The organism is Actinomadura sp. NPDC048394, assembly GCF_040651755.1.
GTDB lineage: Bacteria > Actinomycetota > Actinomycetes > Streptosporangiales > Streptosporangiaceae > Spirillospora > Spirillospora montaniterrae.
This window is the reverse complement of the sequence record NZ_JBEZJL010000033.1, coordinates 80,017-94,670: the sequence shown is the minus strand read 5'-3', so window position 1 is coordinate 94,670 and position 14,654 is coordinate 80,017. Positions and strand designations below refer to the sequence as shown.

Annotated in this window: 17 protein-coding genes; 7 read left to right on the top strand and 10 right to left on the bottom strand. The window is 72.8% G+C overall.

The genetic code is table 11. The features are described from left to right. Positions 1-6 precede the first annotated feature (6 nt). Positions 7-1,497 carry an alpha/beta fold hydrolase gene (locus AB0C78_RS24635; protein WP_360751725.1) on the bottom strand — a complete coding sequence of 497 codons (1,491 nt, stop codon included), beginning with the start codon at positions 1,495-1,497 and terminating at the stop codon, positions 7-9. A 64-nt stretch (positions 1,498-1,561) separates the two neighbouring features. Here AB0C78_RS24635 and AB0C78_RS24630 point away from each other — a divergent pair, with 64 nt between their 5' ends. Then, a complete protein-coding gene (locus AB0C78_RS24630) occupies positions 1,562-1,831 on the top strand; it encodes a hypothetical protein (protein ID WP_360751723.1) in 270 nt (89 codons plus the stop codon). A 39-nt stretch (positions 1,832-1,870) separates the two neighbouring features. Here the strand turns inward: AB0C78_RS24630 and AB0C78_RS24625 are convergent, their stop codons facing one another. Both AB0C78_RS24625 and dnaB read right to left on the bottom strand, forming a co-directional pair. After that, positions 1,871-2,281: a hypothetical protein gene (locus AB0C78_RS24625; RefSeq protein ID WP_360751720.1), complete on the bottom strand. Its 411-nt coding sequence runs from the start codon at positions 2,279-2,281 to the stop codon at positions 1,871-1,873. Positions 2,282-2,509: 228 nt separating this feature from the next. After that, entirely contained in the window at positions 2,510-5,053 is a 2,544-nt protein-coding gene (gene dnaB, locus AB0C78_RS24620) for a replicative DNA helicase (protein ID WP_360751717.1), read from the bottom strand. 335 nt (positions 5,054-5,388) lie between these two features. On the opposite strand from dnaB, the gene AB0C78_RS24615 reads away from it, so the two are divergent. Then, on the top strand, positions 5,389-6,708 hold the full coding sequence (locus AB0C78_RS24615; RefSeq protein ID WP_360751714.1) for an MATE family efflux transporter: 1,320 nt from the start codon (positions 5,389-5,391) through the stop codon (positions 6,706-6,708). Here the strand turns inward: AB0C78_RS24615 and AB0C78_RS24610 are convergent. After that, entirely contained in the window at positions 6,650-7,324 is a 675-nt protein-coding gene (locus AB0C78_RS24610) for a TetR/AcrR family transcriptional regulator C-terminal domain-containing protein (RefSeq protein WP_360751712.1), read from the bottom strand. The two genes, AB0C78_RS24615 and AB0C78_RS24610, sit on opposite strands and share 59 nt — an antisense overlap. A gap of 88 nt (positions 7,325-7,412) precedes the next feature. Here AB0C78_RS24610 and AB0C78_RS24605 point away from each other — a divergent pair, with 88 nt between their 5' ends. Both AB0C78_RS24605 and AB0C78_RS24600 read left to right on the top strand, forming a co-directional pair. Continuing rightward, positions 7,413-8,921, top strand: a complete 1,509-nt coding sequence (locus tag AB0C78_RS24605) for an FAD-dependent monooxygenase (protein WP_360751709.1) — start codon at positions 7,413-7,415, stop codon at positions 8,919-8,921. 92 nt (positions 8,922-9,013) lie between these two features. Then, positions 9,014-9,202 carry a hypothetical protein gene (locus tag AB0C78_RS24600; RefSeq protein ID WP_052357975.1) on the top strand — a complete coding sequence of 63 codons (189 nt, stop codon included), beginning with the start codon at positions 9,014-9,016 and terminating at the stop codon, positions 9,200-9,202. 62 nt (positions 9,203-9,264) lie between these two features. Here the strand turns inward: AB0C78_RS24600 and AB0C78_RS24595 are convergent, their stop codons facing one another. From AB0C78_RS24595 to AB0C78_RS24570, 6 genes are all read right to left on the bottom strand, one after another. Then, the gene (locus AB0C78_RS24595; RefSeq protein ID WP_360751776.1) at positions 9,265-10,005 is read right to left on the bottom strand and encodes a peptidoglycan recognition family protein; all 741 of its coding nucleotides are present in this window, start codon (positions 10,003-10,005) and stop codon (positions 9,265-9,267) included. Positions 10,006-10,554: 549 nt separating this feature from the next. Beyond that, positions 10,555-11,001, bottom strand: coding sequence for a 50S ribosomal protein L9 (rplI, locus tag AB0C78_RS24590; protein WP_151540985.1), 447 nt, complete (start codon positions 10,999-11,001; stop codon positions 10,555-10,557). Positions 11,002-11,018: 17 nt separating this feature from the next. Next, complete coding sequence (gene rpsR, locus AB0C78_RS24585; RefSeq protein WP_019631633.1) at positions 11,019-11,255, bottom strand: 30S ribosomal protein S18; 237 nt, start codon at positions 11,253-11,255, stop codon at positions 11,019-11,021. 72 nt (positions 11,256-11,327) lie between these two features. Next, positions 11,328-11,903, bottom strand: a complete 576-nt coding sequence (locus tag AB0C78_RS24580; protein WP_151540986.1) for a single-stranded DNA-binding protein — start codon at positions 11,901-11,903, stop codon at positions 11,328-11,330. A gap of 37 nt (positions 11,904-11,940) precedes the next feature. Then, the gene (rpsF, locus tag AB0C78_RS24575; protein WP_151540987.1) at positions 11,941-12,231 is read right to left on the bottom strand and encodes a 30S ribosomal protein S6; all 291 of its coding nucleotides are present in this window, start codon (positions 12,229-12,231) and stop codon (positions 11,941-11,943) included. Between the two features lie 272 nt (positions 12,232-12,503). Further along, a complete protein-coding gene (locus AB0C78_RS24570) occupies positions 12,504-12,668 on the bottom strand; it encodes a hypothetical protein (protein WP_192808826.1) in 165 nt (54 codons plus the stop codon). Positions 12,669-12,926: 258 nt separating this feature from the next. On the opposite strand from AB0C78_RS24570, the gene AB0C78_RS24565 reads away from it, so the two are divergent. From AB0C78_RS24565 to AB0C78_RS24555, 3 genes are all read left to right on the top strand, one after another. Next, on the top strand, positions 12,927-13,235 hold the full coding sequence (locus AB0C78_RS24565) for a hypothetical protein (protein ID WP_192808827.1): 309 nt from the start codon (positions 12,927-12,929) through the stop codon (positions 13,233-13,235). A gap of 68 nt (positions 13,236-13,303) precedes the next feature. After that, positions 13,304-14,071, top strand: a complete 768-nt coding sequence (locus AB0C78_RS24560) for a deoxyribonuclease IV (RefSeq protein ID WP_360751704.1) — start codon at positions 13,304-13,306, stop codon at positions 14,069-14,071. 184 nt (positions 14,072-14,255) lie between these two features. Beyond that, positions 14,256-14,642: a DUF4190 domain-containing protein gene (locus AB0C78_RS24555; RefSeq protein WP_360751701.1), complete on the top strand. Its 387-nt coding sequence runs from the start codon at positions 14,256-14,258 to the stop codon at positions 14,640-14,642. Positions 14,643-14,654 lie beyond the last annotated feature (12 nt).

The window sequence follows — 14,654 nt, the reverse complement described above, 5'->3', positions numbered from 1 at the left end:
GCCGGCTCAGCCGATCGGCATCGTCACGGCGATCGGCCAGGCCAGCAGCACACCGCCGACCAGCGCCGTCACCCACACCGGCGCCCGCAGCGCCCGCAGCGCCGCCGCCTGGACGCCCTGCCAGACCAGCAGCCCGGCGATCAGCGGCGCCACCAGCAGCACCAGCCACGACACCAGCCCGAGGACCGCGGCGAGCCCCAGCCCCGCCAGCGCACCCGCCGCCGTCCAAGCGTGGATCAACGCGGCGGCGCGCGCGCTGTACCCGCCGCACAGCAGCTCGATCCCGGCGAAGAACACCATCGCGCACACGGCGACCGGCAGCAGCGCCCACACCCTCGGCCCCACCGGAACGGCGTGCGCCCAGCCCAGCTGGGCGGGCACGGCGAACGACACCACGGTCAACGCCACCAGCACGACGGCGGACACGGCAGTCCGCTTCCCACCGCCCTCGTCCCGCCGCCACGACACCGCGCCGCACAACAGACCGACAACACCGAAGAACCCGGCCAACGGCCCCGCGATCCCCACTGGAAGCACCCCTCGCGGGATCACCCCGACGACCGCGACCGCCGCCAGAACGGCCCCCACCGGAACTCCCAGCGCAAGCGCCAAAGGAACCTTCGCGCGCGCGCCGCGCTCATCACCAGGCCGTCCTAGAAGCGCCGACGCGACCACCGCGAAGCTCAACACCGCCGCCAGATGCAGCAGCATCGCCGAACCCGCCCGCTGGAAAGGCCGGACCCCGACACCGGACACCCGGCCCCCACGCCCGAACGCCCGATCGAACCAGGTCGCGACCTCACGATGGGTGCGCGGCTGGAAGAGCACCCCCACATGCTCGGCGCCGCCCACGATGACCGCCCGCCGCGCCGTCCCCGCCGCCGCGTCCCCGTACGTGACCCCCGTCCGCCCCCGCGGATAGGCCGCCCGCACCCCCTCCACCGCCCCCTCGCGGTAGCCGGCGAACTCCAACCCGCCCGCGACCAGCAGCAGATCCCGCGGACCCGACGCGCTGAACGGCATCGTCCCCTGCGAGATCGCCACCGTCGCCGCCACATCCGGATGCGCGCTCGCGTAACGCACCACGGCGGCCGCGCCCATCGAATGCCCGAGAAGCCCGATCCCGTCCACGCCCGGCACGGCCCGCAGATGCCGCACCGCGACGTCCAGGTCCCGGTCCAGCCGCGCGTCCGCCGCCGGCCCGTCCCCCAGGTCCGGCAGCCGCTCGGTATTTGCGCCCCCGCCCGCCAGGTCGACCAGCTCGACCACGTACCCCCGCCTCGCCAGCGTGTCCGCGAAACCCCGCATGAGCTGCATGCTCGCCGACAGCCCATGCGCGACCACCACCCCCGGCAGCCGCCCTGCCGCCCCGTCCGGCCGCACCACCTCGACCGGCACCCCGGACACCACCGCCGACCGCCGCTCGATCCCCCGGTCCGCCGTCCCCAGCCCGACGCCGCCCACCACCGCCGCGACCACGGCCACCACCACGCACACCCACCGCACCCCCAAATGGACGCCCCCAACCCCCACCCAAGTTCACGCAACCTAGGGTCGTTGCGTGGCGACGCGCAAGCACCGATGGCCGAAGACGCAGGACGGCATCGAGGACGCCGCCCTGCCCATCCTGGAATGGCTCGCCGAACAGGGCGTCCACGCCACCCTCAGAGTGGACGCCGACCGCCTCGCCGAAAACCGCCCCTCCTGGACCTTCGCCGCGAGCGGCGGCCCCCTGCCACACGGCATCCGCGCCGACGGCGCCACCCCCGACCAGTGCCTCTCCATGGCACTGGCCGAACTGCGCACCGCCGGAATCAACGTCCCCTACTGAAGCCCGGCACTAAGACCGCGCCGTCCACCCCGCCGCCCGTCATGCCCCCGGTGGTTCCGGTGGCCGTCCAAGATGTGCGGCAACGCGCCCGCTCAGCAGCAGGTACTCCTCGTGACGCCGCGGCAGAGGCCCTGGCGGACGCTCGACGACCCGCCCAGCGGTGACGATCTGGCCATCCCGGAACTGCTCCCGCGTCAGATCAAGCTGCACCCCGCTCGGCAACCGATTCCACCAGTGGTACCCCTGCCGCTCTTCACCATGGTGGACCTCACCGACCATGAACTCGCCGCCGAAGACGTCGTGTACGACCAGGGCCGCGATGTCGCAATGACCCCAGGCAGGGTTGTCAGGGCGCCAGCCGGCGCGGGCGAGGTCGTCCGGCGAGCATGTGTCGGCGGCCCAACTTGCTCGAAGCGCCTGGGCAAGGGCTTCCAGGTTCCATGGGGACACGTCCGCAGCATCGCAGCCGCCACTGAGCACAAGTCCGTCGGCAACGGCCTGCCGGTAGCGCGTCCGACGCGGGGCGCCAGACGGCCAGCAGGTTCACCATGCTGCCGCCGGACACGAAGATGACGTCCTGCTTCAGCAGGTGCGCGGCCACGTCAGGGACGTTGGGCCGGACGAACAGCTCCAGGTGCGTCACCTCGGCCGGCCCGTAACGAGAGGCCCGTTCGTGGGCTACTGGGCCATGTCGACGAAGCGGCTGTAGTGGCCCTGGAAGGCGACCGTCACCGTGGCGGTCGGGCCGTTGCGGTGCTTTGCGACGATCAGGTCGGCCTCGCCGGCGCGGGGCGACTCCTTCTCGTAGGCGTCCTCGCGGTGCAGCAGGATCACCATGTCCGCGTCCTGTTCGATGGATCCCGATTCGCGCAGGTCGGACACCATGGGCTTTTTGTCGGTTCGCTGTTCCGGACCACGGTTGAGCTGCGAGAGCGCGATGACGGGGACGCCCAGCTCCTTGGCGAGCAGTTTCAGCGAACGGGAGAACTCCGACACCTCGACCTGGCGGCTCTCGACCCGCTTGCCGGACGTCATCAGCTGCAGGTAGTCGATGATCACCAGGCGGAGGTCGTGCTGCTGCTTCAGCCGCCGGCACTTCGCCCGGATCTCCATCATCGACATGTTCGGCGAGTCGTCGATGAACAGCGGCGCCTCGGCGACCTCGCTCATCCGGCGGGCGAGGCGCGTCCAGTCCTCGTCCTGCATGGTGCCGGACCGCATCGCGTGCAGCGCCACGCGCGCCTCCGCCGACAGCAGCCGCATCGTGATCTCGTTGCGGCCCATCTCCAGGCTGAAGAACGCCGAGGTCAGGCCGTGCTTGATGGACGCGGCGCGGGCGAAGTCGAGCGCGAGCGTCGAGTTGTGCGTCGGGATGCAGGACCGTCCGGCGAGGTACATGTGGTCGGGGTTGTCGACCTGGACGCACCGCACCGGCACGCTCGGGACCGGCCGCACGTCCACGATGTACCGCACCCGCGCCGGGCGGTGCCGGTCGGCCTCGCGGCGGGCCCGGAACACCGGCTCGTGCGGGGTGAAGGCGACGTGGTGCACCGGCTCGTCGCGCGGGTCGAGGGCGGCGAGGTGGCCGAGGCCGGCGAGGAGTTCACGGATCCCCGCGGCGAGCCGCGCGGACGGGAGGGCGACGTCGACGCGCCCGGCCGGGGACGTCTTGCCGCACACGTCGAGCAGCCCGGCCAGCAGCGCGCGCCGCTGGGCGGAGGACGCCCGCAGGTAGGCGGCGGGGACGTGCCTGCCGTCCAGCAGGCCGAGGGCGGCGAGCCGGCCGTCGATGCCGGGCAGGGCGTAGCAGCCCGGGAGGGGTTCGGGGACGACCGGCTGGCCGGTCAGCTCGATCTGGGCGATGACGGCCCCGTCGAGGCAGGTGATGCGGCCGTCGCCGTCCTCGCCCGCGCCGAGCCACACGCCGAGGACGTACGGGTCGACGGGCAGGTCGGCGTCGGGCAGGTCGAACGCGGCGGCGACCTCGACGGCGTGGCGCGCGCCGCGGCGCAGGCCGGAGAAGATCTCCTCGGTCGTCCGGATCCGGGCCCGCCCTGACGGGCCGCCCGCGCGCGCGCCGGCGCGGCGGTCGCGGCAGGCGGTGCCGCTGTGGCGGGCCGCCTCCACGATGACCTGGGCGGCCCACGGAGTCACGGCGGCGCCGACCGGGACAGGGGTGCGGGCGGTGAGGTGCGCGGCGGCCCTGCGGCGCGGGGCCGCGCCGTGCCGGGCGTGCGGACCCCAGCCGGTGGGCGGTGTTCCGTCCCGAGGTGCGGGGTGCTCGGCCGTTCCGGTGCCGTGCGCGCGCGCCGTGAAGAACGCGCCGTGCCCGTCGTCGGTGATGGTGCGCCACTGGTGCTCGGCGTCGGCGACGATGACCTCTCCGTCGGAGAACTCGACCTCATAGCAGGGGCGGCCGTGCATCACCTCGGTCGCCGCGACGACGCGGGTGGGCCTGCCGTCGGCCCCGATGAGCCGGTCGCCGACCTTGACCTCGCCCATCGTCGTCCAGCCGGTGGGAGTCGGGAGCGGCGTGCCCAGCTCTAGCGCCTTTCCCATCGCGGGGCGGGCGGCGACGACGATCATCTGGCCGGGGTGCAGGCCATTGGTGAGGGCGTCGAGGTCGGCGAAGCCGGTGGGGCAGCCGACCATCTGGCCGCCGCGGCTGCCGATCGCCTCGATCTCGTCGAGGGCGCCGGGCATGATCTCGCTGAGCGGGACGTAGTCCTCGCCGGCGCGCTTCTCGGCGATGGCGAAGACCTCGGCCTGGGCGCGGTCGAGGACCTCGTCGGCGTCGGCGCCGTCGGCGGCGTAGCCCATCTGGACGATGCGGGTGCCGGTCTCCACGAGGCGGCGCAGCACCGAGCGCTCGTGGACGATCTTGGCGTAGTAGCCGGCGTTGGCGGCGGTGGGCACCGAGGAGATGAGCGTGTGCAGGTACGGGGCGCCGCCGATGCGGCCGATCTCGCCGCGCTTGGTGAGCTCGCCGGCGACGGTGACGGCGTCGGCGGGGTCGCCGCGGCCGTACAGGTCGAGGACGATGTCGTAGATGATCTGGTGCGCGGGGCGGTAGAAGTCCTGGGTGCGGAGCACCTCGACGACCTCGGCGATGGCGTCCTGGGAGAGCAGCATGCCGCCGAGGACGCCCTGCTCGGCCGCGATGTCGTGCGGTGGGGTGCGTTCGAACTCCTGCTCGTGCGGTCCGAGCTCGGTCACGCTCACCTGGCGCACCCCCTTCCTCCCGGCCGCCGGGCGCCCCGTCCGCCCATCGCCGGCCGTTCCTCATCACGTCTACCTCAGGCGTCCGACATTCTCGCGAGCCCACGCGGGCGGGGGCAAAGCGTCCTGTGGAGGAACCTGTGGAATACCTGTGCAGACACGCGGGACACGTTGTGCACGACCTGTGGACAACTCTGGGGAAACTTCGTTCGCTGCTTTACCGGTACGGTCGTGAGCTGCGAAAACGTCGTCCACCGGGTGTGGGGGAGAGAAAGTCGGCCGATCCGGGTGCTGTAAGGTGTGAACTTCTTTGAAGAGTTACAGAGGCCGGAGTGCGCATGGTGAGGTTCCGGGCGAGCCGGCATGACCGCGAGATCCTGCGGCTGGCGGTGCCGGCGTTCGGCGCCCTCGTGGCGGAACCGCTGTTCCTGCTGTCCGACTCGGCGATCGTCGGGCACCTCGGGACGGCGCAGCTCGGCGGGCTCGGCGTCGCCGGGCAGGCCCTGAACACGCTGGTCTACCTGTGCGTCTTCCTCGCCTACGGCACGACGGCGGGCGTCGCGCGGCAGATCGGCGCGGGAGACCGGCGGGCGGCGGTCCGGCAGGGCATCGACGGGATGTGGCTGGCGGTCGCGATCGGCGCGGTGCTGATCGCGGCGGGCTGGCCGCTGATCCCGCCGATCGTGGACGCGTTCGGCGCGTCCGCCGCGGTGGCGCCGTTCGCGGGGACGTACCTGCGGATCAGCCTGTTCGGGATCCCTTCGATGCTGGTGGTGCTGGCCGGGACGGGCGTGCTGCGCGGCCTGCAGGACACCCGGACACCGCTGGCCGTCTCGATCGGCGGGTTCACGCTGAACCTGCTGCTCAACGCGGTGTTCGTGCTGGTCCTCGGGTGGGGGATCGCCGGGTCGGCGTGGGGCACGGTGCTCGCGCAGACCGGCAGCGCGGCGGTGTACGTGGCGGTGGTGCTGCGCGCGGCGCGGCGGGAGGGCGCGCCGGTCCGCCCGGACTGGGCCGGGTTGCGGACGTCCGCGACGGCCGGTTTCGGGCTGCTGCTGCGGACGGCGGCGCTGCGGATCGTGCTGATCGTCGGGACCTCGATCGCCGCCCGGATGGGCGACGCGGAGATCGCCGCGTACCAGGTCGGGTTCCAGGTGTGGACGCTGCTGGCGTTCGCGCTGGACGCGATCGCGATCGCCGGCCAGGCGATCACCGGACGGTACCTGGGCGCCGCGGACGTGTCCGGAACCCGCGCCGTGACCCGCCGGATGGTGGGCTGGGGCGTGGTGTGCGGGGTGGTGTTCGGGCTGGCCGTGCTCGCGGTGCGGCCGTGGCTGCCGGACCTGTTCACCTCCGACGGCGACGTCCGGCATCTGCTGCTGGTGTCGCTGGTGCTGGTGGCGGTGCTGCAGCCGGTCGCGGGGGTGGTGTTCGTCCTGGACGGGATCCTCATCGGGGCGGGCGACGGCGCCTATCTGGCGGTGACGACGCTGGTCGCGACGGTCGTGTTCCTTCCCGCGGCGCTGCTGCTGTACGGGGCGGACGCGGGGATCGTGGGGCTGTGGGCGGCGATCGGGCTGTGGATGGCGACGCGGATGGTCACGCTGGGCCTGCGGGCGCGGGGCGACCGGTGGATGGTGACGGGCGCCGTCCGGTAGCCGTCCCACGGGCGGCGAGGCGCGCGCGCATGCCGTCGATGAGCAGGCCCAGCCCGTACTCGAACGCGTCGTCCGGTCCTTGGACCTCGGCGACGGCCGCGCCGAGCAGGCCGTCGGCGGCCGGCGCGCCTTGGAGGCGTTCGAGCCCGTCGTCGTCGCGGCCGAGCCCTGCCTGCTCCTCGAGGACGGCGCCGCCGACGTAGTCGGTGATGACGAGCAGGTTGAGCAGCGCCTCGCCGGGCGTGAACCCGGCGTCGCACAGGGCGCGGAGCATGCCCTCGACGGCGGGCGCCCGGTCGGCGGTGGGACGGCTGCCGGCGGCGAGGCGGACGGCGTCGCGGTGGGCGCGGTATCCGTCGCGCAGTGCCCGGGCGCGGCCGGCGAGCCAGTCGTCCCACGGCTGGCCCGGGGCGGGGGCGTCCGGCCCGTAGCCCTCGGCGGCCATGGCGGTGACCATCTGGTCGAGGAGCTCCTGCTTGCTCGCGAAGTGCCAGTAGAGCGCGGGCGCCTGGACGTGCAGTTCGCGGGCCAGCCGGCGCAGGCTCAGGCCGTCCAGTCCGACCTCGTCCAGCAGGCGGATCGCGGTGCGGACGATCTCGTCCCGCTCCAGCTTCATCGGGGTCCTCTCGCTCCGGGGTTGACAGCTTAACAGCGTTAAAGCGATGCTTAACGCTGTTAAATTTAACGGCGTTAAGGAGGTCGCCATGGAGCGGCAGCACACCGAGGTCGTCATCGCCGGCGCGGGACCGGCCGGCCTCGCCCTGGCCGTCGAGCTGCGGACGCACGGCGTGGAGGTGATCGTCCTGGAACGGCTCGCCGAGGTGGACCGGCGCGCGAAGGCCGGTGCGATCCACGGGCGCGCCGCCGAGATGCTCGACCGGCGCGGCCTCGGCGGCGCCATCGCGCGCGTCCAGGAGTCGATCATGGCCGCGCTCGGGAAGCCCGCCCAGCGCGGCGGCAAGGGCGGTGGACCGGCCGCTCAGGGCCACTTCGCGGGCATCTGGGCGCTGCGCGAGGCGCCCTACGCGACGGCCGGGTTCACGATCATCCCGCAGGACAGGCTGGAGGAGGTGCTCGCCGAGCACGCCGCCGAGCTGGGCGCCGAGATCCGCCGCCGCCACGAACTGGTCGCCTACGAGCAAGACGGCACGGACGTCACGCTCACCGTCGACGGCCCGGACGGCCGGTACGAACTGCGCGCCGGGCACCTGGCGGGCGCCGACGGCGGCCGCAGCCGGGTCCGCAAGCTCGGCGGGTTCGCCTTCCCCGGCACGGACGGGATCATCACCGGCTACCAGGCGCTCTGCGAGACGGACGACCCGGACTTCGCCCCGCGCGGCTGGAACCGCTACCCCGGCGGCCTGCTGGTCAACGGCCCGGTGCCCGGGCGGCTGCTCATGGTGGAGTTCGACGGCCCGCCCGCCGACCGCGACGCGCCCGTCACCCTGGACGAGGTGCAGGCCGCCGCACGGCGCATCACCGGGACGGACGTCACGCTGAGGTCGGCGGCGTCCCTCACCCGGTTCACCGACAACGCGCGGCTCGCCGACACCTACCGCGACGGCCGCGTGCTGCTGGCCGGAGACGCCGCGCACGTGCACTCGCCGTTCGGCGGCCAGGGGCTCCTGCTCGGCATCGGTGACGCGGTGAACCTCGGCTGGAAGCTGGCGCTGGTGGCGCGCGGCGACGCGCCGGACGCCCTGCTCGACACCTACACCGAGGAGCGGCGGCCCGTCGCGGCGCGGGTGCTCGACAACACGCGCGCGCAGGTGGCGCTGATGCGGCCGGGCCCGCACGTGGACGCGCTGCGCGAGATCTTCACCCGGATGCTCGACCACGACGGCGCGAACCGGTACCTCACCGGCCTCATCACCGGATCGGACGTCCGGTACGACCTCGGCTCGGCGCAGGACCTCGTCGGCCGCTGCTACGCGCCGGACACGTCCGTCCGGACGCCCGAGGGCGACGTGCGGCTCGCCGACCTGCAGCGGACGGGGTGCGGGCTCGTCATCGTCGCGGACGAGGCGCACGCCGCGGTCGCGGCGGGCTGGGCGGGCCGCGTCGACGTGGTGGCCGGGACGTCCGAACTGGCGCCCGGCGCGTCGATCCTGGTGCGGGCGGACGGGTTCGTCGCGTGGACGTCCGACGACCCGGCGCCGCTGGAGGACGCGCTGACCCGCTGGTACGGCGCCGCCCGGGTCCCGGTGGCCTGAGGCCGGGAGCGGGAACGGCCGGCGCGCGGGCGGGGGCCGGGGATTTCCGGAAGCCCACGCGCCTCCCCCGCCCCACTCGCTACTATTCGAACATGTGTTCCACCCACGGTGAGCGGATGGCCCGGCTCACGCAGGCGATCGACGACCTGGCGGCGGAGGGCCTGGCCGGGCTGCCGCCCGAGACGCTGGTGGAACGCGTCGCCGGCATCTGGTCGCTCGTCGAGGGCATCGACCCCGAGATCGCCCGCCGCCGCACCCGCTACACCACCCCCGAGACGTGACCGGCGGCAAGACCTGACCGCCGGCGAGACGTGACCGGCAGGGCGCGGGCGGCCCCGCCGGATCACCAGTTCAGGTTCAGCAGCCCCGGCCAGTCGCCGTCGCCCTGGTAGTACTGGTTCGGGTTCCCGTAGTCCTGCCCGCCGTCCGGCTTCGGCGGAGCCTTGGGCTTGCCCTTCGGCTTCCCCTTGGGCTTGCCCTTCGGCTTCGGCGCCGCCGACGACCCCTCCAGCCGGTCCGCGACCGCCCTGCGCAGCGCCGGCAGCCGCGAGTACAGCACATCACCCGGACACGAGGTCTCGTTGTAGTCGCGGTGCCCGACGATGGCCTCGCCCGGATCGAGGTCGTACTCCCGGCAGAGCCACACGCACACCTCCATCAAGGAGGCCCACAGGCGGCCCGGGACCGCCGTCCTCATGTAGTTGCCCTCGTTCTCGATCCCGAGGGTGTGCTCGTTGTTGTGCAGCACCTGGGCGCCCACCGCCAGGTCACCGGACCGGATCGACGCCAGGCTCCGGTTGCGGCCCTCCATCACGACGCCGCCCCGGCTGATCGTGAGCTGCTGGCCGCTGTCGTCCCAGCCGCGCTTGTCCATGTGGAAGTTCTGGATGTAGCGGGACAGGCTGAACGCGTGCCCGACCGAGTAGTCGGTGGAGTTCCCCGTGTCGGTGTGGTGCACCACGATGTGGTCGGGCGCGCGGTCCAGGACCTTGGCCGGACGCTTGGGGGGCCGCGCCTTCCACTGCGCGCGCGAGTAGACGCGCGGTGCGTCGGCCGTGAACAGGGGCGCCTGCTCGTCTAGCAGGCGGCCGGCCGCCGGGTCGGGCGGCACCGTGCCCGTCACGCCGTCCAGGTCCGGGCCCGCCGGAACGCCGTCCGCCGTCGCCCTGCCGCCGAACGGCGAGCCGAACGCCAGCACCTCCAGCAGCCCCGCGCCCACCACGCCGCCGATCACCGACCGCCGCGTCACGGCCGTCCCGTCGCGTTCCCGGCCGGCCGCGCCGTCCCCCGATTGCGCGATCAACACCGTCCCCCTTCGCCCCGCGATGATCTGATCACGGAACGTAATGGCCGCTCAGACGATCACCCAAACACCGGGCGGTTCAGGGACGTTTCACATGAAACCCAGAGAGATCCGGGACGTGCCAGCCCTGTTCTTGTGCAAGAGATTGCGGGGACAAGAGGCGACTCGGACCGGAAACGGGGGCCGCGCCGAACGCAGAACGACCCCCGCGTCCGGGTTGATCCCGGTACGCGAGGGTCGTCCTGAACGCGTGCGCCGCCGGAGCGGCGCGGCCCCTCTCAGGCCGCCGGCCTCCGCCCTCGGGCGGAGGCCTCAGGCCTCAGGCGGACCTCAGGCCTCGACGACGTTGACGTCGATCGTGGCGTTGACGTCGCTGTGCAGCCGCACGCTGACGCGGTGGGTGCCGACGGTCTTGATCGGGTTGCCGATCTCGATCCGGCGGCGGTCCAGCTCGGGGCCGTCGGCCGCGCGCACCGCCTCGGCGATGTCCGCGGCGGTCACGGCGCCGAACAGGCGGCCGTTGCTGCCGGTGCGGGTGCGCAGCGTCACCCGCAGCGCCGCCAGCTGGCCGGCGACCTCCTTGGCGTGCTCGACGGTCGCGATCTCGCGGGCCGCGCGCGCCTTCTTGATCGAGTCGATCTGCTTCTCGGCGCCCCGGGTCCACTGGATGGCGAACCCGCGCGGGACGAGGTAGTTGCGGCCGTAGCCGTCGCGGACCTCGATGACGTCGCCGGGCTCGCCGAGCCCGGAGACCTGCTGGGTCAGGATGAGCTTCATGATCGTTACCCCCGGCCTCAGCGCGCGGTGCTGGTGTACGGCAGCAGCGCCATCTCGCGGGCGTTCTTGATCGCCGTGGCGACGTCCCGCTGGTGCTGGGTGCAGTTGCCGGTCACCCGCCGGGCACGGATCTTGCCGCGGTCGGAGATGAACTTCCGCAGCAGGCCCGTGTCCTTGTAGTCGACGTAGGAGATCTTCTCCTGGCAGAAAACGCAAACCTTCTTCTTCGGCTTGCGGGGAGGTGGCTTCGCCATCGTGGTGCTCCTTAGAGAGAGCCCCGCTCACGCGGGAATGGACGTGGAAATGTCGTTGGTCTTGCTGTGCGGTTAGAAGGGCGGGTCGTCGGAGAAGCCGCCGCCCCCACCGCCGCCGCCGGTGGCCCAGGGGTCGTTGGCCTGGCCGCCCTGCTGGCCGCCGCCTCCGAAGCCGCCGCCGCCACCCTGGCCGCCGTCACCGAAACCGCCGCCCTGGCCACCGCCGCCGCCGAAGCCGCCGCCGCCCTGGCCGCCGCCTCCGAAGCCGCCGCCACCGCCCTGCCGCTGGGTCTTGTTGACCTTGGCGGTGGCGTTGCGCAGCGACGGGCCGACCTCGTCGACCTCGATCTCGAAGACGGTGCGCTTCTCACCCTCGCGGGTCTCGTACGAGCGCTGCTTGAGCCGCCCCTGCACGATCACCCGCATGCCGCGCTGCAGGGTCTCCGCGCAGTTCTCGGCGGCCTGCCGCCAGACGTTGCAGGTGAGGAAGAGCGCCTCGCCGTCCTTCCAGTCGTTCGACTGGCGGTCGAAGAACCGCGGCGTCGACGCGATGCGGAAGGACGCGACCGCCTGGCCGCTGGGGGTGAAGCGCAGGTTCGGGTCCTCGACGAGGTTCCCGACGATCGTGATTACGGTGTCGCCTGCCATGGGGCTCGCTCCGGCTGGTGTGAGGGCTGAGCCGGGCTCAGTGGACCTCGGGGCGGATGACCTTGGTACGGAGGATCGACTCGCTCAGGTTGAGCTGCCGGTCGAGCTCCTTGACCGTGGCAGGCTCAGCCGACAGGTCGACCACCGCGTAGATGCCTTCGGACTTCTTCTGGATGTCGTACGCCAGGCGCCGCCGGCCCCAGACGTCGACCTTCTCGACGCTGCCGCCGCCGTCCTTGACGACCTTCAGGAACGGGTCGAGCGCCGCGTTCGCGGTGCGCTCGTCGATGCCGGGGTCGAGGATCGCCATCAGTTCGTATCGACGCATGCTGTGTCCCTACCTCCTCTGGACTGGCGGTCACGGTCTCTCCGTGACAGGAGGGCTCTTGCGTCCCCCGCGGCCGCGCCGGACCCGGATTCGCCGGGCGCACCTGCCGCGGGACCGGTACAGGCTACCAACAGTCGGCAGCGTACGAGCCGGTTCCGGGTCGGCCGGGAGCCCCGAGGGGCCCGGGAACCGTGCCGGCCCCGGGAACCGTGCGGACCCAGGGACCGTGCGGGGCCCAGGGACCGCGCCGGACCCGGGGGACGGTGCGGCGGCTAGCGCCGGGCGGCCGGATGGCCGGGGCTGCTGCGGCGCCGCCGCTCCAGCTCCGCCATGATGTCGGCCATCCTGGCCCGCATCCGGGCCGTCTGGGTCGTCAGCATGGACAGCTCCTCGACGAGCTCCGCGTCGCCGATGACCCCGAGTTCGCTGGAGTTCATCGCCTCGCCTCCGCTCCCCGGCCCGCGCGGGCCGGCACGCTCTCCCTCACGGTGTGCTCCTCCCGGACCCGGCGTCCCCCCGGATCCCGGCCGGTGTTCTCGAATCCATGTTCGACCGTACCGGGTGGCACCGACATTTCCGAGCGCCCGCCCCGGTTGATCTTCCCGTCCGCTGGGCATTCCTTTACGCACATGGTCCGTCCGGTCCCGCGCTCACCATGCGTCCCGCGCGGGGCACCACGAAGTGAGGAGGTCCGGATGCCTGAGCAGGTAGCCGGCACTGGGCACGCGACCACCGGGAGCCGGGCCGAGCCCGAGAGCCACCGGCTCCAGGACGTCCTCGCCGTCCTGGCGTTCACCCTCGGGATCGCCGCGCTCGTCCTCGGCGGGGGCGTTCCCGCGGCCCACTTCGTCGGCCTGCTGGTCGGCGTCATCGGCCTGCCGCTCGCGCTCGTCTCGCAGATGATCTCGGCGACGACCAACGAGCGGTGGCTGAACGTCATCGGCATGGTGGGCTCGTTCGTCGGCGCCGGCTTCGCGATCAGCCACGGCGGCTTCTCGATCTGACCGCACCGCCCGGGCCGTGGAGCGCGTTGCGGGGCGAAACGTCGGAGGGCGCGGCTAACCTCGGTGCCATGCGCATCGGAGCCCACGTCGACCAGACCAACCCGCTCGACAACGCCCGCGCGGTCGGAGCCGACGTCGTCCAGTTCTTCCTCGGCGACCCGCAGGGCTGGAAGAAGCCCGTCCTGCCGGAGGGCGTCGAGGCGCTGGAGGGCTCCGGCGTGGACGTCTACGTGCACGCCCCCTACACGATCAACGTCGCGACGTCCAACAACCGGATCCGGATCCCGAGCCGCAAGAACCTCGCGCAGCAGCTCGAGGCGGCCGCGTCGATCGGCGCGAAGGGCCTGATCGTGCACGGCGGGCACGTGCTGAAGGACGACGACCCCGAGACCGGCTTCGAGAACTGGCGCAAGGTGTTCGAGCGCACCGAGTGCCCGATCCCGGTGCTCATCGAGAACACCGCGGGCGGCGGCAACGCCATGGCCCGCAAGTTCGACCGGATCGCCCGCCTGTGGGAGGTGCTGTCCGGCGTCCCGGGGCTGGACGACAAGGTCGGCTTCTGCCTCGACACCTGCCACGCGCACGCCGCCGGCGAGGAGCTGGTCGACGCCGTCGACCGGATCAAGGCCATAACCGGCCGCATCGATCTCGTGCACTGCAACGACAGCCGGGACGCGTTCGGCTCCGGCGCCGACCGGCACGCCAACCTCGGCAGCGGCAGCATCGACCCCGAGCTGATCCTCGCCGTCGTGCGGGCCGCGGACGCGCCGGTCGTGGTGGAGACGCCCGCGGCCGGGCAGGCCGGCGACATCTCCTGGCTGCGCGACAAGGTCTGACCCCGGCTGGCAAGATCAGGCCACCCAGGGAACCCGGACGGCGCTCCCGGCATCCAACCCAGTGACGACCGGCATGGCGACAAACTCGCGATGGCACGTCACACTGGCATAATCCGGAACCCCAGCCCATCAGCGCACGCGCGTCCTCTCGGCGGCGGGCGCGCGAACCGATCGGGAGCCCCCCATGGCCCAGCCCCCGTACGATCCCTACGGCTACGGGTCGAACGACCCCTACGCTCCCCAGCCGTACTCGCAGCCGCCCGTCCAGCACCACTACTACAGCGGCGGCGCGCCGGCCTCCCGCGGCACCAACGGCATGGCGACCGCGTCGATGGTGCTGGGCCTGGTCGGCTTCGTCAGCTGCGGCCTGACGTCCGTCCTCGCGATCATCTTCGGGCACGTCGCGCAGAGCCAGATCAAGCGGACGCGCGAGGAGGGCTCGGGGATGGCCGTCGCCGGCCTGATCCTCGGCTACATCGTCACCGCCGGCTGGGCGATCTTCTGGATCTTCTACGTCTGGCTGTGGGCGATCATGTTCGGCAGCGCCGCGACGACCGGCACGACGTACTAGGGCGCGCCCCCG